The organism is Mesoterricola silvestris, from assembly GCF_030295405.1.
Lineage (GTDB): Bacteria > Acidobacteriota > Holophagae > Holophagales > Holophagaceae > Mesoterricola > Mesoterricola silvestris.
In genome coordinates this window covers 1476889-1502899 of sequence record NZ_AP027080.1, presented here as the reverse complement: position 1 = coordinate 1502899, position 26011 = coordinate 1476889, and the positions used below count along the sequence as shown (strand labels likewise).

20 protein-coding genes are annotated in these 26011 nt (G+C 71.5%); 13 read left to right on the top strand and 7 right to left on the bottom strand.

Features of this window, described 5'->3' with window-relative positions; genetic code table 11:
* Positions 1 to 126: 126 nt before the first annotated feature.
* The gene (locus R2J76_RS06240; RefSeq protein ID WP_316414952.1) at positions 127 to 1299 is read right to left on the bottom strand and encodes an alanyl-tRNA editing protein; all 1173 of its coding nucleotides are present in this window, start codon (positions 1297 to 1299) and stop codon (positions 127 to 129) included.
* A 70-nt stretch (positions 1300 to 1369) separates the two neighbouring features.
* On the opposite strand from R2J76_RS06240, the gene R2J76_RS06235 reads away from it, so the two are divergent.
* Positions 1370 to 1816, top strand: coding sequence for a hypothetical protein (locus R2J76_RS06235; RefSeq protein WP_316414951.1), 447 nt, complete (start codon positions 1370 to 1372; stop codon positions 1814 to 1816).
* Here the strand turns inward: R2J76_RS06235 and R2J76_RS06230 are convergent, their stop codons facing one another.
* Complete coding sequence (locus R2J76_RS06230) at positions 1817 to 2539, bottom strand: hypothetical protein (RefSeq protein WP_316414950.1); 723 nt, start codon at positions 2537 to 2539, stop codon at positions 1817 to 1819. It abuts the gene before it with no gap.
* 412 nt (positions 2540 to 2951) lie between these two features.
* Here R2J76_RS06230 and R2J76_RS06225 point away from each other — a divergent pair, with 412 nt between their 5' ends.
* From R2J76_RS06225 to R2J76_RS06215, 3 genes are all read left to right on the top strand, one after another.
* Positions 2952 to 4055 (top strand): sensor histidine kinase, encoded by a 1104-nt coding sequence (locus R2J76_RS06225; protein ID WP_316414949.1) that lies wholly within the window; start codon positions 2952 to 2954, stop codon positions 4053 to 4055.
* Complete coding sequence (locus R2J76_RS06220) at positions 4052 to 4780, top strand: LytR/AlgR family response regulator transcription factor (RefSeq protein ID WP_316414948.1); 729 nt, start codon at positions 4052 to 4054, stop codon at positions 4778 to 4780. The genes R2J76_RS06225 and R2J76_RS06220 overlap by 4 nt, the downstream gene beginning before the upstream one ends.
* Before the next feature lie 106 nt (positions 4781 to 4886).
* Positions 4887 to 5354, top strand: a complete 468-nt coding sequence (locus tag R2J76_RS06215; RefSeq protein ID WP_316414947.1) for a Spy/CpxP family protein refolding chaperone — start codon at positions 4887 to 4889, stop codon at positions 5352 to 5354.
* Positions 5355 to 5746: 392 nt separating this feature from the next.
* On the opposite strand, the gene hppD is transcribed toward R2J76_RS06215, so the two are convergent.
* Entirely contained in the window at positions 5747 to 6853 is a 1107-nt protein-coding gene (hppD, locus tag R2J76_RS06210; RefSeq protein WP_316414946.1) for a 4-hydroxyphenylpyruvate dioxygenase, read from the bottom strand.
* A gap of 124 nt (positions 6854 to 6977) precedes the next feature.
* On the opposite strand from hppD, the gene R2J76_RS06205 reads away from it, so the two are divergent.
* Together R2J76_RS06205 and R2J76_RS06200 are read left to right on the top strand one after the other, a co-directional pair.
* Complete coding sequence (locus R2J76_RS06205; RefSeq protein WP_316414945.1) at positions 6978 to 8081, top strand: homogentisate 1,2-dioxygenase; 1104 nt, start codon at positions 6978 to 6980, stop codon at positions 8079 to 8081.
* A 70-nt stretch (positions 8082 to 8151) separates the two neighbouring features.
* On the top strand, positions 8152 to 8739 hold the full coding sequence (locus R2J76_RS06200) for a tetratricopeptide repeat protein (protein ID WP_316414944.1): 588 nt from the start codon (positions 8152 to 8154) through the stop codon (positions 8737 to 8739).
* Positions 8740 to 9176: 437 nt separating this feature from the next.
* Here the strand turns inward: R2J76_RS06200 and R2J76_RS06195 are convergent, their stop codons facing one another.
* Positions 9177 to 10541 (bottom strand): sensor histidine kinase, encoded by a 1365-nt coding sequence (locus R2J76_RS06195; protein WP_316414943.1) that lies wholly within the window; start codon positions 10539 to 10541, stop codon positions 9177 to 9179.
* Entirely contained in the window at positions 10538 to 11209 is a 672-nt protein-coding gene (locus tag R2J76_RS06190; RefSeq protein WP_316414942.1) for a response regulator, read from the bottom strand. Before R2J76_RS06190 ends, R2J76_RS06195 begins: the two co-directional genes overlap by 4 nt.
* Positions 11210 to 11319: 110 nt before the next feature.
* Between R2J76_RS06190 and R2J76_RS06185 the strand changes: the two genes are divergently transcribed.
* Positions 11320 to 13785 carry a hypothetical protein gene (locus tag R2J76_RS06185; RefSeq protein WP_316414941.1) on the top strand — a complete coding sequence of 822 codons (2466 nt, stop codon included), beginning with the start codon at positions 11320 to 11322 and terminating at the stop codon, positions 13783 to 13785.
* Between the two features lie 198 nt (positions 13786 to 13983).
* On the opposite strand, the gene R2J76_RS06180 is transcribed toward R2J76_RS06185, so the two are convergent.
* Together R2J76_RS06180 and R2J76_RS06175 are read right to left on the bottom strand one after the other, a co-directional pair.
* Positions 13984 to 14826 (bottom strand): flavin reductase family protein, encoded by an 843-nt coding sequence (locus R2J76_RS06180; RefSeq protein ID WP_316414940.1) that lies wholly within the window; start codon positions 14824 to 14826, stop codon positions 13984 to 13986.
* Positions 14823 to 15809, bottom strand: a complete 987-nt coding sequence (locus R2J76_RS06175) for a fumarylacetoacetate hydrolase family protein (protein WP_316414939.1) — start codon at positions 15807 to 15809, stop codon at positions 14823 to 14825. Before R2J76_RS06175 ends, R2J76_RS06180 begins: the two co-directional genes overlap by 4 nt.
* Positions 15810 to 15913: 104 nt before the next feature.
* Between R2J76_RS06175 and R2J76_RS06170 the strand changes: the two genes are divergently transcribed.
* From R2J76_RS06170 to R2J76_RS06145, 6 genes are all read left to right on the top strand, one after another.
* Positions 15914 to 17278 (top strand): MFS transporter, encoded by a 1365-nt coding sequence (locus tag R2J76_RS06170; RefSeq protein WP_316414938.1) that lies wholly within the window; start codon positions 15914 to 15916, stop codon positions 17276 to 17278.
* Positions 17279 to 17910: 632 nt separating this feature from the next.
* Positions 17911 to 20055, top strand: coding sequence for a virginiamycin B lyase family protein (locus R2J76_RS06165; protein ID WP_316414937.1), 2145 nt, complete (start codon positions 17911 to 17913; stop codon positions 20053 to 20055).
* Between the two features lie 144 nt (positions 20056 to 20199).
* Positions 20200 to 20496 carry a hypothetical protein gene (locus R2J76_RS06160; RefSeq protein WP_316414936.1) on the top strand — a complete coding sequence of 99 codons (297 nt, stop codon included), beginning with the start codon at positions 20200 to 20202 and terminating at the stop codon, positions 20494 to 20496.
* Between the two features lie 65 nt (positions 20497 to 20561).
* A complete protein-coding gene (locus R2J76_RS06155) occupies positions 20562 to 21746 on the top strand; it encodes a TolC family protein (RefSeq protein ID WP_316414935.1) in 1185 nt (394 codons plus the stop codon).
* On the top strand, positions 21743 to 22885 hold the full coding sequence (locus tag R2J76_RS06150; protein WP_316414934.1) for an efflux RND transporter periplasmic adaptor subunit: 1143 nt from the start codon (positions 21743 to 21745) through the stop codon (positions 22883 to 22885). The genes R2J76_RS06155 and R2J76_RS06150 overlap by 4 nt, the downstream gene beginning before the upstream one ends.
* On the top strand, positions 22875 to 25982 hold the full coding sequence (locus R2J76_RS06145) for an efflux RND transporter permease subunit (RefSeq protein WP_316414933.1): 3108 nt from the start codon (positions 22875 to 22877) through the stop codon (positions 25980 to 25982). Before R2J76_RS06150 ends, R2J76_RS06145 begins: the two co-directional genes overlap by 11 nt.
* Positions 25983 to 26011 lie beyond the last annotated feature (29 nt).

Below are 26011 nucleotides of genomic sequence, written 5' to 3'. Positions count from 1 at the left end.
CGGACGGAAGACAGGCCTCGCGGAGGAACAGAGTAACCGGTATGGGGTTTGGTGGCGATCCGGACGCTCCGCGCGAATACCTCGGAGGCCCAGATGCGAGAATCCTATAGGAGAAGCCCTGGGGAATCAAGACAAGAGGGCGGCCGCCGCCCCCCGGGCCTCCAGGGTGGACGCCTTGCCCTGGAACAGCCGGCCGGAGCCGCCCCCCCTTCCCCCCAGGAGGGCCGCCAATTCCCGGCCCCGGGCGGGAACATCCAGGGCCGAGGCCTCCCCGGCGGTGAGCAGGAAGAAGTGCTGGCCTTCCAGGGTGGAGGTGAAGAACACCGCCTTGTGGGGCGCCGCGGCGGCCAGCTGCCGCGCCGCCCGCTGAAGGAAGCCCGCATCCCGGCCTTCGAAGTGGTGATCGGCCACGGGTCCGGGGCGGGAGGCCAGGGCCTCCACCACCAGGCCGGCCAGGTCCTCCTCCAGGGCCCGGACCCTGCGGTCCAGGGCGCGCATCTGCTCCAGCCGGCCCTCCAGGGCCGGGACGAGGCCGGCGTCCGGGGCCCCCAGCAGCGTCCGCAGGGCGGCGTTGCGGGTTTCGTGGGCCGCAAGGCGCCGGCGGGCCCGGCCCCCGGCCACGAAGAAGAGCCGCGTCCCCCCCCGCAGGCCCTCGGTGCCCAGCAGGGCCACCGCCTCCAGTTCCGCGGTGGAGCGCACATGGGTGCCCCCGCAGGTGTTGGTGTCCACCCCCTGGATGGTCACCAGGCGCACGTCCCCCGTGAACCCCTCCGGCAGGCCCCGGGAACGCACCTGGAGCCCGGCCAGGTCCCCGGGCTTCACCCGCGCGGCGCTGACGGGGCGCGCCGCGCGGATCTCGGCGGCCACGGCCTCCTCCAGCGCGCGCAGCTCGGCCCCGCGGATGGCGGGGGTGGCCAGTTCGATGTCGCAGACCTCCTCGCCCAGGTGGAACGCGGTGGTGGCCCATGCGAAGCGGTCCTGGGCCACGGCCGTGAGCAGGTGCTGGCCGGTGTGCTGCTGCATGTGGTCGAAGCGGCGGTCCCAGTCCAGGCGCACCCGCGCGGGCCCGGGCGCCACCGGCGCCGAAAGGTAGTGGCGCACCTCCCCGTCGCGCTTCTGCACGTCCAGGACCTCGGCGGCGCCCAGGCTCCCGTGGTCCGGGGGCTGGCCTCCGCCTTCGGGGTAGAGGACGGTGTCGGCCAGCACCGCGAAGGGGCGCCCGTCGTCGCCGGCGCGCACCACGGCGGTGTCCAGTTCCGTGAGGTAGGGGTCCCGTTCGTAGGCGGCGAGGTCGCTCATGGGGCAAAGGCTACCATGGCTGATAGGATGGCCGGATGAACCGGCTCGTTCTCATCCTGGTGGGGTCCTGATGGCCAAGCGCATCGAACGCGTGAACAAATCCGTGAAGGAGGTCCTGGAGGACCTGGTGGAGGGGCACCGGGAGGCCTCCATCGCCGGCCCCGGCGGAGCGGCCAAGTACCTCGCGCGCACCCTGGAGGGCCAGCAGTCCCTGCCCAACGCCGTCAAGGCCGTGGCCTACGACCTCCTGGCCGAGGCCCGGGCCCAGCTCCAGGACTGGGAGGGCGTGGAGGAGGCCCTGCAGGGGTTCCTGAAGAACCTCCCCGAGATGGAGCCGGCCCTGGGCCACGGCTACCGCCGGGCCCTGGAGGCCACCACCGCCCTGGAACGGGGCGTGCAGGCCCGCACGGAAAGGGCGGATTTCCATGGGGCCCTGGAACTTTGCGAAAGGGCCATCGCCCTGGACCTGGGCGCGCACTGGCGCGCCAAGCGGGACAGCCTGGAGTGGGCGAAATAGCTACCCCAGCGCCGCGGCGCTGCTGGTGTAGGCCGCCGCGGCCAGGGACTCCAGGGTCTTCGCGTAGGACGAGGAGGTGCTTGCCTGCTCGGACTGGAGCTTGGCCATCAGGGTTTCCCAGGCGGTGCCGGAGGCGGAGCTGTCCGAGGCGTCCAGGGCCGTGGAGAGGGCGCTGACGGCGGACCGGGTGGAATCGTCGGTGGAAAGGCCCTTGGCCTTGGTGAGGATGGAGGCGAACAGGGTGCTGGCGGAGGTGAGGTCCCCGGACTGGATCAGCGTGCCCAAGGTGGTCATGTCCTCCTCGAGGGGATTGGCGCCCTGGGGAGGCGGCCCGCCCTGGGGGCCCTTGCCGGCCTTGGACTGGACCCCCTCCAGGGCCGTGGCGGCGCCGCTGAGGTCGCCGGATTCCAGGGCCTTGCCCACGGCGGCGAAATCGGCGGGGATCTCCCCGTTCTTCTGCATCTTCTCCACCATGGCCTGGTAGGCCTTCCTGGCCGCGGCGAGGTCGCCGGAGGCGACGGTGGATTGCAGGCTGGCAAGGTCGGCCTTGAAGGGATCGGTGCCGCTGCCTGCCGACGCCTGCTGCCCCGCGGCGGAGAGGGTCAGGAGGTCCGTGATCGTCGTGCCGGCGTCCTCGCCGGAGGAGGACGTTCCCGTCGATCCCAGCAGCTGCTGGAGGTACAGGGACGAAAGGCTCGAAGTCCCGGTTGCGGAGATGTTCATGTTTCCCTCCTCATGGATGCGGACACGGTCCGCCGCCGTCCGATGCAATCCCCCCGCCAGTATTTTTCGGCCGAAGAGGGGCCTGGCCACAGGCTTTCCGGGGAAACGCCGCTCCGTGCCGCCGGATCGCGCCCGGGAAGGGGTGAACGGAAAGGTCCGGGACGGCCCGGGGGGACCACGGGGAATTTGTCGCCGACAACTTGCCTAATATTAGAACTTGAACCCACGGTGCAGAATCGGCAGCGGGGTCGGCGGCGGGGACGGGGCCCGCGGCCCGGCCCGGCGGAACGTCCATCGGGGCCCCCGCGCCATCCGGCGGGGGGAATCCGACACTGGGCGGCGCCGGCGAGCGGTTTGCCCGATTCGCTGTTTTCATGGATGCTGTGCCATCGGCCCGAACCCGGGGAACCCCATGCGGCAGGAACGGATCATCCCGACCATCGTCCAGCGCGTCACCAACCGCGCCAATCTGGCCATCATCCTCCTGGTCGGGGGAATGTTCTGCCTGTTCCGGTTCGCCCTGGGCCCCTCCGGGGTCTCGGTGGCCGAGATCGCCTTCCCCTTCATCCTGCTCTTCGGGCACCTCGCCTTTTCCCCCCTGCCCTGGCAGTGGACCGGCGACGAGGCCCCCATCGCGGGGCTGGGGCGGGGCATCGTCCAGTCCCTTCTGTTCAACGCGGTGTGGGTGGCCCTGGTCCTGGGCCTGAATGCGCCGATGGAACCCAGGGGGCCCCGGGACCTGCGCGAGCCTCCCCCCGCGGCCGGCCCCGAGGGGCCGCCCCCGGCGCAGGGCGGCCACGGGAGGGACCCCCGGGGGCCCCGCACGCCGCCCGTCTTCGGGCTGGCGCTGGTGAACCTGACCTTCGCCCTGGTGTTCGGGTGGGTCTTCGCCGACAAGGAGGCGACGGAATCCCGGGAGCGCAGCATGGCCGGACTGCTGCGCCAGTCCAGGTCCCGGGCCCTCCAGAACCAGCTGGAGCCCCACGTCCTCTACAACGCCCTCAACGGCCTTTCGGAGCTGGTGCACGAGGACCCCCTGGCCGCGGAGGAGATGATCGCGCGCCTCGCGGATCTGTACCGCATGCTCACCCGCCATTCGGAAGCGGACTTCGTGCCCCTGCTCAAGGAGCGCCTCCTGGTGGAGGCCTACCTCGCCATGGAGCAGATGCGCCTGGGGGACCGCCTGCGGGTTGCCTGGGAGTGGCCGCCCTGGGCGGACGCGGTGATCCTGCCCCCGCTCCTCCTTCAGCCCCTGGTGGAGAACGCCATCAAGCACGGCATCAGCCCCTGCGAGGAGGGCGGCGACCTTCGCATCGCCTGCGCCCGGCGGGACGGGTCGCTTGCGCTGGTGGTGGCCAACACGGGCAGGGCCCTGGGGCCGGCCCCCCCGAAGGGCGTGGGCCTGGCGAACCTGGAAGCCCGCCTCGACTTGTGGATGGAGGGCGCCGGCGCCTTCACCCTCGCCCAGCATGAGGCCTGGACCGTGGCGGAAGTGCGATGGAAGGAGAAGGCATGAGCCGATTGCGCGTGGTGGTGGCCGAGGACGAGGCCCTGAGCAGCAAGCGCCTGGTGCGCCTCCTGCAGGAGGCGGGATGCGACGTGGTGGCCACCTTCGCCGAGGGCGGGGGCCTCGCCCAGTGGCTCAGGCGGCCCCAGGACGTGGACGCGCTGTTCCTGGACATCCACATGCCCAACCTGGACGGCCTGGCCATCCTCAGGTCCGTGGAGGGCCGCATTCCCGCCGTGCTCACCACGGCGTTCCCGGAGCATGCGGTGGAGGCCTTCGATTCCGAGGCCACCGACTACCTCCTCAAGCCCATCACCGCTTCGCGCCTGGAGCGGGCCCTGAAGCGCATCGAGGCCCGCAAGGGCTCCGAAGTGCACGCGCTGGCGGCCCCCGCCCCGCACCACGGCCCCCTGCGCTACCCGGTGCAGGCCGGGGAAGGCGTCGTGCTGGTGGACCTGGCCAAGACCACCCATTTCGAGGTGGAGAACGAGGTGGTCTACGCCCACGCCGGGGCCCGCATGCGCACCCAGTGGACCTCCCTGGGGGAAGTGGAGGCGGCCTTCCCCATGGCGGGCATGCTGCGCATCCACCGCCACCTCCTGGTGCGCCCGGAGGCCGTCATCGGCCTGCGCCCCTCGTCGGGCGGCCGCGCCATCATCCGCCTGGCCGGGGGCGGGGAACTGGAGGCGAGCCGGGGCGGCGCGCCGCGCCTGCGGGAGCGGCTGGGCCTCTGATCCATCCGGCGGCGCCCGGGGGACGCAGGGCGGCGGCCCCGCGCCATTGGCCGCGAACCCGTGACCTGGGGGCTCCGGAGGCGCACCTTGGGGGAAAGGAGGCACCATGATCCGCACCACCTTTCTGACCCTCGCCCTGGCGGGGGGCCTTTGCGCCCAGCAGCCCCCCCCGCCCTGCCCGCCCGGCGCCGAAGGCATGGGCCGCCCCGGTCCCGGGTTGCCCCTGGAGGCCCTGGGCCTCACCCCGGACCAGATGAAGGCCTGCCGCGCCGTCCTGGCACGGCGCCCGAAGGCCCCCAGGGCCGGGCGCGAGGCGGAGGAGGCCCTGCGCGCCGCCGTGGAGGACCCCGCCACCACCGCGCCCCAGTTGCGCGCCCTGCACGCCGCCGCCGCCGAGGCCCGCCTCCAGGAGCTCCTGGACCGCCACGCCCAGGCCGTGGACCTGGATGCCATCCTGACCCCGGAGCAGCGCGCCAAGGCCCGCCGCATCCGGGAGAATCTTCGAAGGGAGCAGGAGGCCGGGATGGCCCTCAGGGAGGACCTGGAAGGATCGGCCGGCCCCGGAGAACCCTAGCCCGACGTTCCGCCCCCCCACCTAATCAAAGCCTAAGACCATCCCGCGGATTTTCCATCGGGGCAACTCGTCGGAAATAACCTATCGAATTTCAGACGCCACGGGAGAGCCAGAGGGTGATCCCTTCTTTCATCCCATGCATCCTGTCCATCCATTTCATCCCCGTACCCGCAGGGCCAAGGCGGGGATGGGTCGGCGTTTGCAGATCAGCCACGCGCCGCCCCACCTCATCGCTGGCCCTGCGGGAACAGGGATGAAATGGATGCAAAGGATACAGGGGATCAGCCGTCGAATTCAGCCCGTTCCCGGCCGAGGAGCCGGACTTCACGATTCATGGAAAAGCCATCTATTGGGTTCGGTAGCGATATACGGGGTGGGCCGGAAACCTTGAACTAGAGCACGCCCCGGCGCCGCTGGTCCAGTTCGATGGAGTCGTACAGCGCCTGGAAGTTCCCTTCCCCGAAGCCCATGTTCCCCCGGCGCTGGATGATCTCGAAGAACAGCGGCCCGATCTGGTCCTCGCTGAAGATCTGCAGCAGGTACCCCGTGGCGTCCCCGTCCACCTGGATGCCCATGGCTTCGATTTCGGCCAGGTCCTCGGTCACCTTGTAGCCGCCCTTCTCGATGCGCCCGGGGAGCAGCTCGTAGTAGGTGGCGGGCACCTTCAGGAACTGGAAGCCCTGGGCCCTCAGCACGGCCAGGGTCTCCTGGATGCCGTTGGTGGACATGGCGATGTGCTGGACGCCCTGGCCCCCGTGGCGGTTCACGAATTCCTGGATCTGGCTCTTGGCGTCGGTGGGTTCGTTGATGGGGATGATGACCCGGCCGTTGGCGCTCTGCACCACCTTGGAATTGAGCCCGGTGCCCAGGTGCCCGCGGATGTTGAAGGTGCGGGTGACGGTGAATCCGAAGACCCGCTCGTAGAAGTCCACCAGCGGGTCCATCTCCCCGGGGCCGACGTTGTTGGTGAGGTGGTCCACCCGCACCAGGCCCGGTTCGCACAGGGGCAGGCCCGGATCGGCGTGGAGGAAGGACCAGAAGGGCCGCACCTCGCCGGTGCGCTCCACCAGGTAGTTCAGCACGTCGCCCACGCCCTTGATGGCCGCGAAGCGCAGCATGCCGTCGCCGTGGTGGTGGGTCTCGGGCTCCAGCATGACCTTGGCGCCGCTGCGGCGCGCCGAGGCCAGGGCCGCGTCCAGGTCGGCCACCTGGAAGTTCAGGGCGCAGACCCCCTCGCCGTGGGCCTGGAAGTAGCGCCCGGCCCAGTGCGTGTCGTCGGCCTCCAGGATGAGAACGTCCATGCGGTTCTGGCGCAGGTGCACGAGGCGGCCCCAGGGGGCCTTGCCCGAGGCCACGCGGGAGAAGCCCAGGCGCCGGTAGAGGGGTTCGAGCCGGTCCAGGACCCCGGTCATCTGGAAATGGTCGATGCGCTCGATGCCCAGTGGGTTGGTGGCGGCCCGGCCGGTTGGGGTGGAAAGGGCGAAGCTGGTCTTGGTCATTCATGACTCCGTGCGGAGGAACCCAGGATCATAGCAGCCCGCGACGAGATTGAGACAGGTTCGCCGCGGAGTTTTTTCGGCGCTACACTGCTGGGGTCGACTCCCCCCCAAGCCCGGTGCCGCCATGAAATTGACCAATGAATCCAGTCTTTTCCCCCTGCGAAAGGGCCGGGTCACCCGGCAGGCCCACGTGGACCTGCCCGAGGGCACCTTCGAGGAGGAGTTCGCCCGGCAGGGGTTCTTCGGCCGGACGAGCCATCTGTACCGCACCCACCCCGTCACCGCCTGGACCCGCATCGAAGGCCCCCTCCGGCCCCGCAGCTACGACCTGAACCGGCTGGAGCCCGGGGGCCCCTTCGAGCCCGTGTGCTTCCTGCGCAACGAGGACGTGGCCCTGCACTGGGTGGCCCCTTCCGCCATGGATTTCTTCTACCGCAACGCGGACGGGGATGATGTCTACTTCATCCATGCGGGGGCCGGGCGCCTGGAGACCACCTTCGGGGTGCTGGACTACGCCCGGGGCGACTACCTGGTCCTGCCCCGGGGCACCACCTACCGCTTCCTGCCTTCGGCCGGGCCCCAGGCCTACCTGCTCATCGAGAGCGCGGGGGAGATCACCATCCCGGACCGCAACCAGCTGGGGCCCAACGCCATCTTCGACCCCGCCATGATCGACACCCCGGACCTGGAGCCCCCCGCGGAGCCCGACCGGGAGTGGGCCGTCCACATCAAGCGCCGCAACGCCATCACCCGCGTCTACTACCCCTTCAACCCCAACGACGTGGTGGGCTGGAAGGGCGACCTCACGGTGTGGCGCATCAACGTCAAGGACATCCGCCCGGTGGTGAGCCCCCGCTACCACCTGCCCCCCAGCGCCCACAGCACCTTCCTGGGGCGCAATTTCGTCATCTGCACCTTCCTGCCCCGCCCCTTCGAGGAGGAGCCCGGGGCCATGCGGGTGCCCTTCTACCACGCCAACATCGACTACGACGAGGTGCTCTTCTATTCCGACGGCCACTTCTTCAGCCGGGAGGGCATCGGGCCCGGCATGGTCACCTGGCATCCCCAGGGCATCCACCACGGGCCCCACCCCAAGGCCATCCCCGCCTCCCGCCTGAAGGACCGCACGGACGAGGTGGCCGTCATGGTGGACGCCTTCCACCCCCTGGAAGCCACCCCCGCCGCGGCCGCCGTGGAGAACGAAGCCTACTGGAGCAGTTGGAAATAGACCCGCTCGCAGGTTCCATCGCTTCATGAGAGAATTCCAATCCGTTCATTTCTACCGGGTTGGAGGCATCGTGGAGAACCGCAACATCCTGATCGGTCTGGGGACCGGGCTCGTGGCCGGCTTCCTTCTGGGCTACGGGGCGGGTGTCTATTTCACCACCTCCGGAGGCCACACCCACCCCCCCCAGCCGCCCCCCGCCGCCGCTCCCGCCGGCATGCCCCCCATGGCCATGGGCCAGGTGGACGCCTTCGCCCGCATCGCCGCCACCAAGGCCGCCCTGGAGAAGAACCCCAAGGATTTCGACGCCCTGGTCCTGCTGGGCAACGACTACTTCGACACCCACCAGCCCCAGCTCAGCGTGGACGCCTACGCCAAGGCCCTGGCCCTGGACCCCACGAACCCCAAGGCCGCCGACATCCTCACGGACCAGGGGGTGATGTACCGCGAACTGAAGGCCTACGACAAGGCCCTGGCCAACTTCAAGGCGGCCACCAAGATCAACCCCCAGCACCTGCCCAGCATGCTGAACATGGGCATCGTGTACGCCACCAACCTCAACGACAAGCCCGCCGCCAGGAAAGTCTGGTCGCGGATCGTGGAGATCGCCCCGGAGAGCACCCAGGGGCAACAGGCAAAGCAGTTCCTGGCTGGGATTTAGGGGGCGGGTCCCACCATTTCGCCCCGTTCGTTGACGCAGGCAAGCTGCGTCAACGGAGAGCGTCCGCCCAGGGGTGACGGGTGGGTGTTGGCACGCTCCGGCTTCGAGGGGCGGTGCGGCAGGTGGAGCGCGGGGACTCCCGGATGGGCCTAGGGAGTGGAGGGCCCGCTGCGAGGGCTGGGGTCGGACTGGGGGATGCGCCGACGTTGAATGGTGATCAGCGTCGGCGCGGATGGGGTTGGGATCGGGGGCACTTGAAGCGGGAGGATGGGGAATAGGCCGGGCCGGGGAGCCCTGGCCTTCCCAAGGGGTTCCGCTCAGCGGAGCTGGAGCGTGCGAACACTCAACCGTGACCCATGGGTGGACGCTTTCCGGTGACGCAGCTTGCCTGCGTCACCGAACGGGGCGCGACGGTGGGACCCGGACCTATCCGCCGCCTAGATCTCGATCCGGACCCGGAGGCCACGGCCGCCGGGGGGATCCAGGAGGCTCACGGTGCCGTGGTGGAGGTCGAGGGCTTTGCGGACGATGGAGAGGCCGAGGCCGGCGCCGTGGCCGGGGGCGCCGGGGGCGCGGGCGAAGCGGTCGAAGGCTTGTTCCCGGAAGGAATCGGGGATGCCGGGGCCGTCGTCCTCCACTTCGCACCAGCAGCGGGCGCCGTCCCGGCCCAGGCGGAGGGTGATGACGCCTCCCTCGGGGGTGTAGCGCAGGGCGTTCTCCAGGAGGTTGTCCAGGGCCGTGGCCAGCATGGCGCCGTGGGCCCGGCAGGGGAGGTGGTCGGGGCCCTCCACGCCCAGGTCCTGGCCCCGGCGCAGGGCCAGGGGCACCAGGAGGGCCACCCGCTCCCGGGCCAGTTCCGCCAGGTCCACCGTGGCGGTGACGGGGTCGGGGCCGGCGCCTTCCAGGCGGGCCACGGACAGGAGCTGGTGGACCACGGAGGTGGCCCGCTCGATGCCGGCCCGCAACTCGCCGCCCAGTTGCTCCCGCTCCCCGGGACCGGGGGCCTGGACCAGGGCGTGGGCCTGGGCCCCCAGCACCGCCAGGGGCGTCCGCAGGGAGTGGGCCGCGTCGGCCACGAAGCGCCGCTGGGATTCGATCAGGCCGGAAACCCGGGCCATGTGCCGGTTCAGGGCGGAGAGCAGGGGGCGGACCTCCTTCAGGTCGACGGTCGGGTCCAGGGGCCCCAGATCCGTGGCGGCCCGGGCCTCCACGGCGTCGGCCAGCTGGCGCAGGGGCCGGAGGGCACGGCGGGTGGCCACCCAGGTGAAGAGCACCATGGGCAGGAGGATCAGGAGGTAGGACACGGGCAGCATCCTCATGGACCGGAGGATCGCCGCGCGGCGCAGGGGAAGGGATTCGCCGATGATGACCCGGATGCGCCCGTTGGCGGCGTCCTCCACCAGCACCCGGGTGCGCCTCCCGTCCACCCGCACCACGTGGAACCCGGGTCCGAGGCTGGTGTAGGGCCGCGGGGGCGTCCCCGCCGTGCGGAACAGCATGGCGCCCCGGGCGTCCAGGACCTGGTAGTAGGCCTGGTAGCCCGCCGGGCGCACGCCCGCGGGCCAGGTGGTGCGCTCATCCAGGTCCTGGATCTTGCGCGCCACCTCCTCGATGCGCCGCGGGTCGGATTCGTCGGCCAGCAGCAGGGCCAGGCCCATGGCGTAGGGCCGCATGGTCTGGTCGAAATCCGAGGAGTACCCCAGGAAGGAGGACCCGAACTCCAGGCCCAGCAGGAGAACGACCAGCGCCCCCAGGGAACCGGCCTGGGCCCAGGCCACCCGGCGGAAGAGCGAACTTCTCACGCCCCCTCCAGCAGGTAGCCCAGGCCCCGGACGGTGCGGATCCGCTCGGCGCCCAGCTTGCGCCGCAGGTGGTGGATGTGCACTTCGATGGCGTTGCTCTCGGGTTCCGCGCCCAGGGCGAAGAGGGTCTCCTCCAGCTGGGCCCGGGTCACCACCCGCCCGGCGTTCAGGGACAGGAGGTGGAGCACCTGGAATTCCCGGGGCGCCAGGTCCACCGGGGCCTCCCGGAGGGTGACGGTGCGGGCCTCGGGGTCCAGGGCCAGGTCCCCCATCACCCAGCGGCGGGCGGCGAAGCCCGCGCTCCTGCGCACCAGGGCGCGGATCCGGGAGAGCAGCTCGGGGACGGCGAAGGGCTTCACCTGGTAGTCGTCGGCCCCCTCGTCCAGGCCCCGCACCCGGTCCTGGACGGAATCCTGGGCGGTGAGGATGAGCACCGGGGTCCGGTCCTGGCGCCTGCGCAGGGCCCGGAGCAGTTCCAGGCCCGATCCGTCGGGAAGGCCCAGGTCCAGGAGGAGGATTTCGAAGGCCTGGGTGCGCAGGAGGAGGTCCCCGCCGGCCAGGGTCCTGGCCCACCGGGTTTCGTACCCGGCCTGCACCAGGGACCGCAGCAGGGCCTTGCCCAGCTGAGCGTCATCTTCGACGAGGAGGACGCGGACGCCTCGACCCATGGCATTCCCTTCACGGCAGAGGACCAGCCTGCCCTCCCGGCCTTAAGCCTACCTTAAGGTCCCCGATCGATCCTCAAGGATCCGGGCGCCGCCCGGTTTCTGGAGTCCGCATGCGTTCCTGCCTTCCCTTCGCGCTCGCCACGGTCATGGCCTTCGGGCAGGACGCGCCGCCTCCCCTGGGGACGGGCGCCGCGCGGCCGGTGGACCTGGATCTGCGGGCCGCCCCGGTGGCCACCCTGGTGACCGGCGACACGAGGGACGTGGCCGGGACGGAGGCCGCGCGCAGGGCCTGGCAGACGTACCTGGAGCCGCTGGCGGGCGCGGGGTCCCTGCGCATCCTGCTGCCGCCGGGGGCGGAGCGGGTGCGCATGCTCCTGGCGGCGAGCCAGGCCGCGAAGGCCCGCTTCCCGGGCCTGCGCCTGTTCGTGGCCTACCAGGAGGGGGCCGCCCCCATCCTGGACGAGGACGCCTGGGGGGCCGTGGACGGCGGGGCCCTGGTGCCGGCGGATCTGGGCGGCGATCCGGGCCGGTGGCCGACCATCCTCGCCGCGGCCCAGGCCCAGTTCCCGGGCCGGCCCTGGACCCTCTGGGCCCCGGTGGATCCCGGGCCCCTGGCGGGCCAGCTCCTGGGGGACGGGGGCCGGCTGGAGGTGCCCGCCGGCACCCCCAGCGCGCAGCTCGCCCAGTCCCTGCCCCGGGGCCGCGCCGACATGGAAGGGGGCTTCGGCGATATCACCCTCCGCCCCCGGGGCGCGGGCCCGGTGCTCCGCTGGGTCTACCGGAAGGAGGCCTGGCGCCCGGCCCCGGTCCCCGCGGACCGCAACGAGGTGCAGGTGGTGGACCGGGAGGCCTACGACGTGGGGGCCCTCCTCTCCCGTGTGCGGGCCACGGCCGCGCGGAACCTCGCGGCCGTGCGCAGCGCCTGGTCCGCCGTGACGGTGGACCTGCACTTCCAGGGCGAAGGGGGCAGCGCGGACCTGGGGTACCTCTTCGAGGGCTTCGAAAAGGCGGGAGAGCCCGAGGAACTGCTCCGGAAGGAGCTCCGCTTCAACGGCGTCAAGGCCAACGTGGGGGGCGGCGCCCAGTTCCCGGTGATCGAGGCCCGCACCAGCCTGGCGGCCCCCGTGGCCCTGGCCCTCACCGAACGGTATCGCTATGCGGACGGCGGACCCGCGGGACCCGGGCGGCGCATCCTCCGGTTCGCCCCGGTGGACCGGGATCCCCTGCTCTACACCGGCGAGCTCACGGTGGAGGAGGCCTCGGGCCGCATCCTGGAGGAGCGCAGCCGCCGCTCCGGCCTGCCGGGCATCGTCCGCAGCGAGGACCGGGTGATCACCTACGGCGAGATGGCGCCGGGCATCTGGAGGATCGCCCGGATCCACACCGCCGAGCGCTGGGTGGCCACGGGCGGGGTCAGCCAGGTGCTGAGGGACATCGCCTACTCCGCCTGCCGGTTCAACGACCCCGCCTTCGACGGAGCCCGGGCCGCCGCCCGGGACGGCAAGGGCAGCCTCCTCCAGAACACCCGGGAGGGCTACCGCTACCTGGTGAAGCAGGCCGACGGGAGCCGGGCCCTGGAGACCCGGGCCAGCAGCCGCGCCAAGGCCGTGGGGGGCGTGGTGCTGGTGGTGCCCGGCATGGAGCCCCCCGTCATGCCCCTGGCGGGCCTCCTGATGTTCGATTTCAACGCCCTGGACCGGGGCATCCAGTATTCGCTCCTCACCGCGGGGGTCTGGAACAGCCTCAACCTCACGGTGTCCAAGGCCCTCCTGGGCCTGGACCTCACCTCCCAGGCGGTGCTCACCCTGTTCGGCGGCACCGAGCGGCCCGTGAAGGACGGCCGCCAGGAGGACAAGGAGGGCGTGGACCGGCGCAGCCAGCTGGTGGAACTGGGCCTGGGGCGGGACCTGGGGGCGGGCTTCCGCCTGGAGGCCCTGGGGAACTTCACCCACGATCTCTTTTCGACCCCCAAGGACAAGTACCGGACCCCCGGCTTCCTGAACCCGCCTTCGGGCTGGACCCTCCTGGGGTCGGCCCAGCTCACCTGGCAGCACAAGGGGTTCCAGATCCGCTCCAAGTACGGCGAAGGGCGGCGCCCCCAGGGGGACTTCGGGGCGCCGGGGGCCGTCCAGCCCCTGCCCGGGGAGGGCCGGTTCACCCGGTGGGAGGGGGCGGCGGGGTACGATGTGGAGCCGGCCAAGGGTGTCTGGCTCAATTCGGAAGTGGGCTTCGGGGGAGGCAGATTCTTCGACCGCTTCTCCCCCCTCAGCTTCGACGGCCGGGTTTCCGGGATCAAGCCCTACGCCGTGGTGGCGGACCGCATGGTCTACGGGGGCGTGTCCCTGGCCTTTCCCACGGGGCCCAATCTGCGCCTGACCCTGGGCCTGAACCATGGGCGGGCCCACAGCCTCACCGACCAGAAGACCTACGGCTTCACCGGCCTGAAGATCGCCGGGGACCTGCCCGGATTCTGGTGGTTCACGACCATCCGGGTGGATCTGGGCGCGGGGCTCCACAGCGACGTCAAGGGCGTGCGCACCGTGAACGGGATGATCTCCTTCCTGCATCTGTATTGAGAAATCCCGATCCTGTTCATCCCCTCCATCGGCGTTCATCCCTGTTGCGCAGGGCCAAGGCTTCGTTGGGTAGGCTCATGCGTGCGCCGACCCAAGCCATCGCTGGCCCTGCTTAACAGGGATGAACGCCGATGCAGGGGATGAAGGGGATGAGGCCCCCATCCTGGCGAAGAAAGGTCGTTCCGGTACTCCGGGGGATCAGATCTCCAGACGGCGTCCCACGAGCCGCCAGGCCTCGGGCAGGTCCTCCCGCTGGAGCGCGGCGTGGATGGCCCGCTCCAGCCCCTCGGGGTCCGCGGGATCGCCCCGGAGGGGCTGGGCGCCGCGGGGATCGGGGAGTTCCGGGGAGTTGGCCAGCCGGCCCAGGTCGTTGCCGGTGAGGATGCGGCTGCGCTTGAGGGCCTCGGGCAGGGCGTCGTAGCCCAGGGGCCGGCCCACGGGCTTGGCCACCTGGAGGATGGCCTTGCCCGAGGCCCGGGTGTAGAAGGCCCCGCCGTTGCGCCCCACCAGGTCCAGGCGGTCCGGATGCAGGTCCAGGCAGTCCTCCCGCACGTGGAAGGCCAGCACCTCGCCGATGAGCATGAGGCCCGACCCGGGGCCGGATCCCAGCTCCACCTCCCGGTGCAGCCGGCATTCCATCTGGAAGGGCGATTCCCCCACCAGGGCCGGGGCCACCTTGAGCGCGGGCAGCGGCGTGAGGCCCGACTTCAGGAATTCGTCCACCTCGGCGGGGTACTCCCCGCTGGCCACGTTCATCTGCTGGAGCATGGCGAAGCTCACCGCCGCGATGACGAATTCGCCCGTGGCGGTGGCGTTGCGGTAGGTGTCCTTCACCGTGCCGTCCCGGGCCCGGCGGTTGGGGGCGAAGGCCACCATGGGGGGGTTGCTCCCGAAGGCGTTGAAGAAGCTGAAGGGCGAGAGGTTCCTCACGCCGCTCCCGGAGACCGTGCTGGCCAGGGCGATGGGCCTGGGGGCCACGCCGCCCGTGAGCAGGGCGTTGGTGGCCGCGGGATCCAGGTCCGCCGGAAGGATGGTCCTCACGGAAGCGGGCTCCGGGGCCCCAGGGCCACCAGTTCGGGCGGGAGGTCGATGCCCTCGGCCCGGGTCACGGTGTTCTCCAGCCGCCCCAGCCCCTGCACCTCCATCACGACGAAATCTCCGTCCTTCAGCCACAGGTCGTCGGTGACCTTGGAGCCGTTGAGCTCCAGGAGGCACCCCGTGCCCACGGTGCCGCTGCCCACCACCTCCCCGGGGTGCATCTGCACGCCGTACGACGTGCGCTGGAGGATCTGCGCAAAGGTCCAGTTCATGGAGGCGGCCTCGCCGTCGCTGAGGAGGCGCCCGTTCACCGAGGCCGTCATTCGCGCCCGCAGGACGCGCCCCTGGGGCGTCGGCTCCAGGGGGAGCTCGTCGCAGGTCACCAGCCAGGGCCCCAGGCTCGTGGCGAAGTCCTTGCCCTTGCAGGGACCCAGGCTAAGCTTCATCTCCTCCATCTGCAGGTGCCGGGCGCTCCAGTCGTTCATGACCATGAAGCCGAAGATGGCCTCGTCGGCCTGGGCCAGGGTGGCGTTCTTGAGGGGGCGGCCCAGGACGGCGGCCACCTCCAGTTCGTAGTCCAGGCGCCGCAGGTGGTGGTCCAGCACCTCCACGGGGCCCGGGCCCGCCACCGCCTGGTGGTTGGTGAAGTAGGTGACGGGGAAGAGATCGAATTCGGGGATCATCTCCAGCCCACGGTTGCGCCGGGCGGTGGCCACGTGCTGGCGGAAGGCGTAGCCGTCCCGCATGGACACGGGCCTGGGCACCGGGGCCAGGAAGGTCACCTGCCCCACCTCCAGGAAGGCCGAGGCCGGGGCCTCGGCGGCCAGGGCCCGGGCCAGGGGCATGAGGGCGTCCTGGCGCCGGATGAGGGTGAGCATGTCCACCGCCAGGCGCTTGTCGCCCGCGTGGAAGTCCAGGACGCGCCCGCCGCCCGTTACGGCGCCGATGCGCTCCTGGCCGTTGTGCAGAAAGGTCACCAGCTTCATGGGCACTCCTGCCGCAAGTCTAGACCAGACTGAGACTCACCGGCAGCCCAATTCGCAACCCGACGCCATGGTACAGTTCCCTACCCCCTTGTCCGGAGATCCCCGTGGCCACGACCCCAGTGGAACAGTCCCCCCTGAACCAGATCATCCAGCCCTTCATCGACCTGGTGCACGCGCCCAGGGCCCTGTGGGCCGTGAACCTCCTGAGCTTCCTGGAAGGGTTCGTGTACTTCGGGATGGTCATCTACCTCCACATGTACTTCAACCAGTACGGGGGCCTGTCGGATCCCAAGGCCGGGCTCATGGTGGGCTTCCTCACCTGGGGCATCACCATCTCCATGCTCTTCTTCGGGGGCCGCGCCGACGCGTGGGGGCTGCGCAGGACCTTCATCGTCGCCCTGTGCATCATGTTCGCGGGGCGCTCCCTGCTGGCCCTGGCGCCCTACCTGGGGCTCCGGGGCGGGGGCTTCCTCACCCCCTTCGCCCTGGTGGGGGCCCTGGCCATCACCTTGGTCATGACGGGCTACGGCATGTGCTACCCCGCGGGCTACGCGGCCATCCGCAAGTTCACGACGCCCGCCACCGCCGGCATGGGCTACGCCATGCTCTACGCCGTCATGAACCTGGGGGGCTGGCTCCCCACCTTCATGACCCCCGTGCGCACCCACTACGGCATCCGGGGCGCCTTCGCCTTCTATTCCGCCGTGACCCTGGTGAGCCTGGCGGCGCTCATGCTCCTCCTGGACCGCAGGACCGAAAGGGACGCGCTGGCCGCGGGCCTCGCCGCCCAGGAGGCCCCCGCCGCGCCCGCCGGGGCCGCGGCGCCTTCGGGCGGCCTCGTGAACTGGTTGCGCAACCACCCCCTGGCCGACCCGAAATTCTCCTTCTTCATCTTCTGCCTCATCCCCGTGCAGACGCTCTTCGCCTACAACTGGCTGCTCTTCGCGCCCTACGTGAGCCGGGCCTTCGCGGGCACCTGGGTGGGCACCCACTTCGAGGCCGCCAGCAGCCTGAACACGCTCCTGGTCTTCGTGCTCTGCCCCGTGGTGGCCGCCCTCACCACCAAGGTGAAGGTCTACACCATGATGATCCTGGGCACCGCGGTGATGGCCAGCCCCACCTTCATCCTGGCCCTGGGCCCCACCGCCCTGGGCCTCCTGGCCTACATCGTCCTGATGAGCGTGGGCGAGGCCATGTGGCAGCCCCGGTTCCTGCAGTACGCCGCCGAGATCGCCCCCGAGGGCCGCACCGGCGCCTACATGGGCGTGGCCCAGTTCCCGTGGTTCCTCACCAAGATGCTGGTGTCCTTCTACGCCGGCACCGCGCTGGCCACCTGGTGCCCCGCGGCCGGCCCCGGACGCACCGGGACCATGTGGTTCATCTTCGGATCGGTGGCGATGCTGACGACGGTGATGCTCATCCTGGCCCGGGGGTGGCTGGGGAAGGATTTCAAGACCCGCCAGGCCTGACAGTCCTAGGAGCCTGCCTACGTAATCGCGCGTGTCCCGGACGTTCGCCCTGTTTCGTCCTCGCCGGCCAAGCCGGCGATGACGGGGGGGTGGGGAAGAGACGTTGGGGCTGTGCTACGCCCAACTCACTTCGTTGAGCAGAAGGGAATTCGGAAGGAAATGGCTCTCCTGGAAGGCCCAGGGGAGGAGAGCGGCTCCCATGAGTTGGTGGGGTTGCTTCGCGATGGCCTTCTCGGTGCCGGTGGGCGCCGACGTTGAATGGTGTGCACCTCCCACACTATTTTGAAGTCAGCTCGAGCCCAGACCTGCTGAAGGGCTGGTTCGAGACGAGGTCGCTTTTCCAAATTAGCGTTGGCGCAGTCCAATGCTCTCCTCGCAGCACTCGAAGAGAGGCCCTGAGGTGGGTCGGGGCCAATGGGTGAAAACACAGGCCCGACCATGGGGTGAGAGCATTCCGTTGCTGCGGGCTTGGCCCGCAGCAACGAACCGGGGCGAAAGTCCGGGACACGTGCGATTAGATACCCAGGCTCCCGGGAACCCGGGTCCCGCGGGAGGCATCCATGGGCTCGTGCACTCCGCGCGAGCCGCGGCCGGAGAGGCCGGGGCGCCGCCTTGCCCGAGGAAACCCGACCATGCGAAAACCCACCCTGACCCTTCGGTCCGACCTGCGCCGGGCGGCCTTCCTCGCGGGCCTGGCGGGCCTGGGATGGCTGCCGCTGGCCGCCGCCGATCCGGTGCCGGAGGGCAAGGGGGCGCCCGCCGAGGCGACCCTGGACCGGGAGGAGATCGTTGAGCTCATGGCGTCCCTGCTGGGGGAACTGAAGGACTTCCGCTTTCCCGCCCCCTGGACGGCGAAGGCCCCGCCGGTGGTGGGGGGGATCCTCAGCGACCTCACCCTCCGGGGGCTGCACCTTCGGGCCGGGGCCGATCTCCGGGGCGCCGACCTGCGGGACGCCGACCTGCGCCGGGTGGACCTGACCGGGGCGGATCTGCGCGGAGCCGACCTCACCCGGGCCAAGCTGGCCAGCGCCATCCTCACAGGGGCCCGACTGGAGGGCGCCCGCTTCTACTGCGCGGACATCGCCGGCGCCACCGGCCTCGATCTCACCGGAACCAGGCTCCATCCCTTTTTCGAGATCCGGGAGGACGAAGAGGTCGGCCACATCAAGACCCTGAACCTGGCCGAACTGGGGACCGCCCTGCGGGGCCAGCTGCAGAACCTCGCCTGTGGGCCCGATGGCCGGCTGTTCTGGACCGAGGGCGACGACCCGACCCTCGAGAACATCTCCGTGACCGGGCTCCGGCACGCCGTGGAGGCCGCGGTGGACACCCGCCTCTACGCCCTGGTGGCCGACACCCGCGGCCGTTTGTGGAGCGTTGGCGACCGGATGTTCGGCTCCTGCAGCCTCGAGGGGGTGGGGCAGACCGCCACGGGCAGTTGCGTTCCCTTCAATTTCAGGAAGATGGAATTCCCCGACCCGCCCAACCAGGTGGTGGCCGGGACCGATGGCGACGTGTGGATCTCCCTGTCGGACCGGGCCTTCCGGCTCAGCCTCGCACCCTCCATGAACCAGTACGAGGTCGCCGTGCTGGAGTACCGCTTCCCCGGGCCGGCGGCCCAGACCCGGGTGGTGGCCAACGCCGCCGGCACGGCCACCGCCTTTGCCATCCCCGAACAGGAGGCCGTGTTCGTCTTCCGGGGGCCCGCCGCGCCGGTCTTCCGCCTGGGCCTGCCCCCGGGAAGCCGCCCCCGGCGCATGGTGCAGGGGATCGGGGGCCAGGTGTGGTTCACCCAGACCGGAACCCCCGCCATCGGCGTGATCGCCGGGGACGGAACCGCCGGCCAGGTGCATTTCCTGAAGGACCCCGACGCGCAGCCGCACGGGATCGCCCCGGGGGCCGACGGCTGCATGTGGTTCACGGACCCGGCCAAGGAGCGCCTCGGCCGGATCACGGCCGCCGGGGTCATCACCTGGTTCCCCCTGGCCAAGGGCAACCGCCCCCTGGAGATCACCCCGGCCCCGGACGGCCGCATGCTCTTCACCCTGGAGGGCCGCCCCAGCATCGGTTCGATCCGGACGGTGATCCGGCCGGCGACCTGGTTCGCGGCGGGTCCCGCCGATCGCCTGGGGGAGGAGACCGCCGAATCCAAGGCCTTCCGCCCCAAGGCGTGCCCCCCGCCCCGGAGCGAAGGTCCCGCCACCCCCTGGGAGGTTCCCGTCTATCACCCCAGACCCGCGCCCCCGTCCAGGACCCTCGGCCGGGAGGAGCGCCAGGCCCAGCACCAGCGCCGCAAGGACGTCGCCGAGCGGGCCCTCCTGGCCCGCCAATCCGTGGAAACGGCGGAACCGGTGGCCCCCCGGCCGTCCCCCGCCGCCCCCCGATCCCCCTCCAAGGAACTGCCCGCATTGCTGGAGCACCTGGAAGCCCAGGAGGTGCTCCTGACCCCCGGAGCGGTCCACCACAGCCTGGCCCGCCACGGCAGCGGCAGCACGGACGCCAACGGCCGCTGGGCCGCGGCCTGGGAGGACCCGGAGGCGCTGGCCCCCCTCATCGCCCGGGGCCTGCTGGCCTCCGGGGTCATCGCCAAGGTGACCGCCCCCGACGGCGCCTTCGTGACGGCCTGCGAAAGCAAGGAGATCGTGGGCACCTACCGCGACCGCCTGGGCGTCCACCCCACCCGGTGGTTCCGGGTGATCACGGAGCGGCATGCGGTGGACGGCCAGGAAATCCAGGTCGTCATGACCGCCTACCCCATCGCCGAGCATTGGCGATGAATGAATCAGCTTTTCTGGCCCCCCCGGCTTGAAGCGCGGGCCCCGGGGCCCTAAACTAGCTCGTGTAATGATGCTTTCCTGCCCTGCGATCCCGCGCCTTGGACGAATCCGTCGCCAGACGGCTCGTTCTTCGGTCGTGCCGGGATGAGGCGGGCCGGCGGATTCCGGGTCCTGGGGCGGGTGGTGGCGGTGCTCCTGCTGGTGGTGGTGGCCACCTTCCTGGCGGCGTCGGGCATGGATCATTGCGACGAGGGTCCCGCCGGGCACGACCGGCGTCCCCAGCACCTCCTCTGCGTGGATGACTGCGCGCCGGCCCTGGTGCCGCTGCCGCCCACGGCCCCGCCCCCCGACGCCGTTCCCAGGGCCGTGTACGAAGAAACGGTCGTCCGTCCCATCCTGAACCTCGACCTCGAACCGGAAAAGGCGCCGCCCCGGGCCTGACGCCATCGGCAGCGCCTGGCACGCCCCTTTGAGGGGCCGGCTTTCCCATTCCCTTCGAGGACATCATGCGACACATCCCCTTCGGGGCTGTGGCCTGTCTGCTTGCGGTGCAGGCGACGGCCCAGACGCCCCTTTCCTTCACGGATATCCAATCCAAGGCGCGGCCCGCGCCCGAGCAATGGCGCACGGAAGCCTTGCTGGCGGAGCGCAGGCTCCAGTTCCAGGAGAGCAGGGGCTTCCTGCGGGAAGGCCCCGCCCTGTCCCTGTCCGCCGGCCCCCGGCGCACCCCCGGCGCGGGGACCACCACGGACCGGGGCCTGGAGGTGGATCTCCCCCTCTTCCTGTCGCCCGGCGTCCGGTCGGCCCTGGCCACCAGCCTCGGCAGGGCCCATCCGCTCCTGGCGGAAGCGGCCCGCCGGGAGGGAGCCCTTCGCCTCCGGGTGGCCTACCTGGACGCGTGGCTGGCATCCCGCATCCTGGCCCTGAAGGAGACCGACCTGGCCACGGTGGAGGGCTGGCTCAGGGCGGCCCAGGCCCGCTTCGACGCCGGGGCGGACCCGGCCTTCCAGGTCTCCCTGGTGGAGGGCGAGCGCCTGAAGATCCAGCAGGATCTCGACGAGGCCCGCATCCAGGAGGCCCGCACCTGGGGCGCGCTGGTGGCCCTGGCCGACCTGCCCGCGGCGCCCCTGCCCCTGGGGGACCCGGGGCCCGCGCCGGTCCTCGCCGCCGACGGCCTCGAACGGGGCCTCCAGGAGGGCCCCCTGCGCAAGGCCCTGCTGGCGCAGGCGGACCTGGAGACCCGGAGCCTCCGCCTCAAGGAGGCCCAGGCCCTGAGCCGCTGGAGCCTCCGGGGCGGCTTCGCCCGCGAGGGGCAGGACCAGGTCGCGAAATTCGGGGCGGCCCTGCGCCTCCCCAGGCCGGGGGAGACCGCCGCCATCCGCAGCAGCACGGAGGCCCAGGTCCGGGCCGTCCAGGGCGAGGCGCGCCAGGCCCTGGCGGACCTCGATGCCCGGGCCGCGTCGGCGCTTTCGCGGATGCGGAAGGCCCAGGCCGGTTCGGCGCCCCCCGATTTCCTGCGCGCCATCCAGGCCGTGGGCCTGCGTCTCCAGGAAGGCCGCGAGCGGCCTTCGGAAGCGCTGCCCATCCGGCGCCAGCTCCTGGAATCCCAGATGGCCTCCCTGCGCCGCACCCACGCCCAGCACCTGCTGGCCGCCGAAATCCAGACCCTGCTTCCCGAGGTGGACCGATGAACCGCGTTGCCATGAGCCTTCCCCTCGCCCTGCTCCTCCTTGCCGGGCCCGGGTGTTCGAGGAAATCAGCCGCCAGGGAGGAGGCGGGAAACCATGAGCACGGTCCCCAGGCCCCGGAGCCCGGGGGCGGCCCCGTTCCGCTGGAGGGCATCCGCGGCCTGCGCCTCATGAAGGTCCCCGAGCCCCGCCTCGAGGCCCGGTGGGTGCCGGGCGAGGCCATCGGGGACGAGACGGCCCAGGCCCTGCTCAGCAGCCCCGTGAAGGGCATCGTGAGCCGGATCCTCACCGCCCCGGGGCAGACCCGCGGCGCGGGCACCGTGCTCGCGCTCATCCAGAGCCCCGAGCTGGCCCACCTCAAGGCCCAGTGGATCTCCGCCAAGGCCAGGCTCAGCCGCACCCAGGCGGACCTGGCCCGGGAGGAGCGGCTCTTCCAGGCCGGCGCCGGGGCCCGGCGGGACCTGGAATCGGCCCGCAGCGAAGCCGACACCGCCAGGGCCGAGGAGGAGGCCGCGCGCCTGGGCCTGGAGGCCGTGGGGCTCAAGCCCGGCGACGCCGGGGCCAGCTTCGCCCTGAAGGCCCCGTCCGGCGGGGCCGTGGTGGCCTGGAAGGTGCAGCGGGGCCAGGGCGTGGAGGCCGGCCAGGAACTGGGCAGCTTCCAGGCGGCCCAGGCCACCGTGGTGCGGCTGGAACTCTCCCAGCCCGGCCCCCAGGAATGGAACCCCGGCGCCGGCAGCGAGGTGCGCCAGGCCAACGGCAGGACTTGGAAGGCGCGGCTGGAGGGCACCCCCTCCGCCCTCACCACGGACACCCGGCGCCTCAGCTACCGCCTGCGCCTCCTGGGGGGCCCCCTGCCCATCCCCGGCACCCCGGTGGAGGTGAAGGTGCCCCTGGAGCGGGGCGTCTACCTGCCCCAGTCCGCCCTGCAGCAGATGGAGGGCCGCTGGGGCGTCTTCGTGGTGGAGAAGGGGCATGCCGCCTTCCGCCCCGTGAAGCGCGGCGCCGAAGTGAAGGACGACGTGCTGGTGCTGGAGGGCCTGAAATCCGGCGATACCGTGGTGGCCGAGGGGGCCTACCTCCTGAAGGCCTACCAGCAGAAGCGCACTCAGCCGGAAGGGGAGGAGGAAGGCCATGGCCACTGATCCCAATCTCCCCGCCGTCCACGTGCCCGAGCACCGCACGCCCATCCGGCGATGGTTTGACTGGTTGCTTCCCCGCAGAGGCTGGGTCTTCGCCCTCAGCATCCTGTGGGGCCTGGCGGGCGTGTTCACGTTTCTCGGACTCAAGCGGGACCTCTTCCCCGACATGAGCCTGCCGGTGCTTTCGGTGCTCATCCAGAGCCCGGGCCGGGCGACGCCGGAACTGGAGCTCTCCGTGGCCCAGCCCACGGAGCAGGCCCTGGGGGGCATGCCCGGGGTCCGGCGGGTCAATGCCGTGGTGCTCCCGGAGCTGGTGCAGGTGGTCGTCACTTTCGAAGGGGACACGGACCCCTGGCGGGCCCGGCAGCTGGTGGCGGAACGGCTATCCGGCGTGGTGGGCGCCTTCCCCGCGGGGACCCGCCCGCCCCTCATGACCAGCGCCTCCGGGCGCCTCCAGGAGCTCATGGAGATCGTCCTGGAGGGCGAGAAGGTGGATCCCATGCGCCTGCGGGACCACACCGACCAGGTGCTGGCGCCCCGGCTCCAGGCCGTTCCGGGCGTGGCTCGGGTGGAGCGCCTGGGGGGCCAGGAGCGCTCCCTGCAGATCACCCTCATCCCGGAGAAGGTGCGCTTCCTGGGCGTGGGCCTGGACCGCGTGATGACCGCCCTGGAACAGAGCAACCAGGACCTGGCCGCGGGCGTGCTGGAGATCCAGGACAAGGGCTGGTTCATGACCGTGGGCAACCTGGCCGCAACCCCGGAGGAGGTGCGCCAGCTTCCGGTGCAGGCCGCCAAGGGGATCGTCACCCTGGGCGAGGTGGCGGAGATCCGCGAGGCCCCCGCCTTCCGGCGCGGCCTGGCCCGGCACGACGGCCACGAGGACGTGAGCCTGCGCATCGTGAAGCAGCCCACGGCGGCCACCCTGGACGTGGCCGAGGGGGTGCGCGGGGCCGTGGCCGAACTCCGCAAGGGCCTCCCGGAGGGCATGCGCCTGGAGACGATCTACGACCAGGGCCGCCTCGTCACGGGCGCCCTGGACGGCGTCACCCTGGCCCTGCTGGTGGGCGGCGTCTTCGTCGCCCTCGTCCTGGTGCTCCTCCTGGGCAACGCCCGGGGGGCCACGCTGGTGCTGGCGGTGCTGCCCCTGGCCACCTTCGGGGCCGCCATCCCCCTGCACTTCTCGGGGCTCGGCCTCAACGCCATGACCCTGGGCGGCCTGGCCATCTCCGTGGGCCTGCTGGTGGACGCCAGCGTGATCATGGTGGAGAACCTCGCCCACCGGCTCCACGAGCACCGGGAGCGCGTGGAGCCGCGCCGGGTGGCCCTCACCCGGGCCGCGGCGGAGGTCTCGGCGCCCATCCTCATCGCGGTGCTGGTGATCCTGGCGGTCTTCATCCCCCTGCTTTCCATGGGGGGGATCGCCGGCAAGCTCTACGCGCCCCTGGCCATGGCCGTGGCCTCGGCCATGACCATCAGCCTCGTGCTCACCTTCACCCTGGTGCCCGCCCTGGTGGAGCGCTTCCTGCCTCCCGGCAGCTCCCTGGAGGAACCGCGCTTCGTCACGGCCCTCAAGGGGATCTACCGGCCCGCCCTGGAATGGGCCCTGCGCCACGGCCCCACGGTGCGCGTGGCGGCCCTGGCCCTGACGGTGCCCAGCATCTGGCTCGCCTTCCGCCTCGGCACCAATTTCCTGCCCACCCTGGATGAGCGGGCCTTCATGCTGCTTTCCAAGGTGCCCGCGGAAAGCAGCCTCGAGGCCGTGGACCAGGCCAATGTGCACCTGGATGCGCGGCTGAAGGCCATCCCCGGGGTGCAGTCCGTGTACCGCCGCAGCGGCCGCGCCGAAGTGACGGAGGATCCCTGCCCCATCACCGACAGCGAGGTCATGGTCATCCTGGCCCCCGGCGCCGATGAGCGGGGCGTGGCCAGGGAGGTGCTGGAGGCCGCCGAGGCCATGCCCTTCCCCGTGGAGGTGAACACCCCCATGCAGGAGCGCATCGCCGAAGGCATCGGCGGCACCCCCGCCGACATCCAGGTCAAGCTCTTCAACCGGGACCTGGAGGCGGTGCGGGGCGCGATCCCGGCGCTCCGGGAGCGCCTTTCGGGCCTGGAGGGCGTCCGCAGCGTCACCGCCGACACCCCCGACCCCATGCCCCGGTGGCGGGCCGTCCTGGACGAGGAGGCGCTGCGGCGCCTGGGCGTCCCGCGCACCCTGGTGGCCCGGACCCTCCAGGCCGCGCTCCAGGGCCTGGAATCCGAGGTGCGCTTCGACGGCCCCCAGCGCATCGAGCGCGTCGTGCGCTTCCCCAACGACGGCCGCGTGAGCCCCGAGACCCTGAAGGACACCCCCCTGGTCCTGGAGGATGGCCGCGCCCTGAACCTGGGCCAGGTGGTGCGCTTCGCCGAGGCCTCCACCCCCACCCTGGTGCGGCGCGAATCCGCCCAGCGCCGCATCGGGCTCAATATCCGCACCTCGGGCGACCTGGGCGGCACCGCCCGGCGCATCGAGAAGGCCATGGCCGGCCTGCGGCTCCCGGAGGGCACCTCCGTCCAGCTGGGGGGCAAGATCGAGGAGGCCCGGGAGACCCAGCGCCGCCTCGGCCTCGCCATCGCCGCCGCCCTGTCCCTGGTGATGGGCCTGCTCTACCTGGCCCTCAAGCGCTGGAAGGAGGTCTTCGTCGTGGTGGCCACCCTGCCCGACGCCTTCGCCGGCGCCCTCTTCGCGCTGTGGCTGGCCGGGGAGACCTGGAACATCAGCTCCATCGTGGGCATGATCGGCCTCTTCGGCGTGGCGGTGCAGAACAGCCTCGTGCTCATCACCCAGGCCAAGGACCTGATGGCGAAGGGGGTGCCCTTCCAGGAGGCCCTCCGGGAGGCCAGCCTCGGCCGCGTGCGCCCCAAGCTCATGACCGCCGGGGCCGCCATCCTCGGCCTGATGCCCATGCTCTTCGGGTTCGGCGGATCGGAACTGGAGCGCCCCCTGGCCATCGCGATGGTGGGAGGCCTCGTCACCAGCACCCTGTTCACGCTGCTTGCGCTGCCCAGCTTCTATGCCTGGGTGGGCAGGCCCAAGGGGGAGGGGGTGGGGGGACAGCGTTGATTCCGGTCCCAACTGGCATTCGGGTGGTT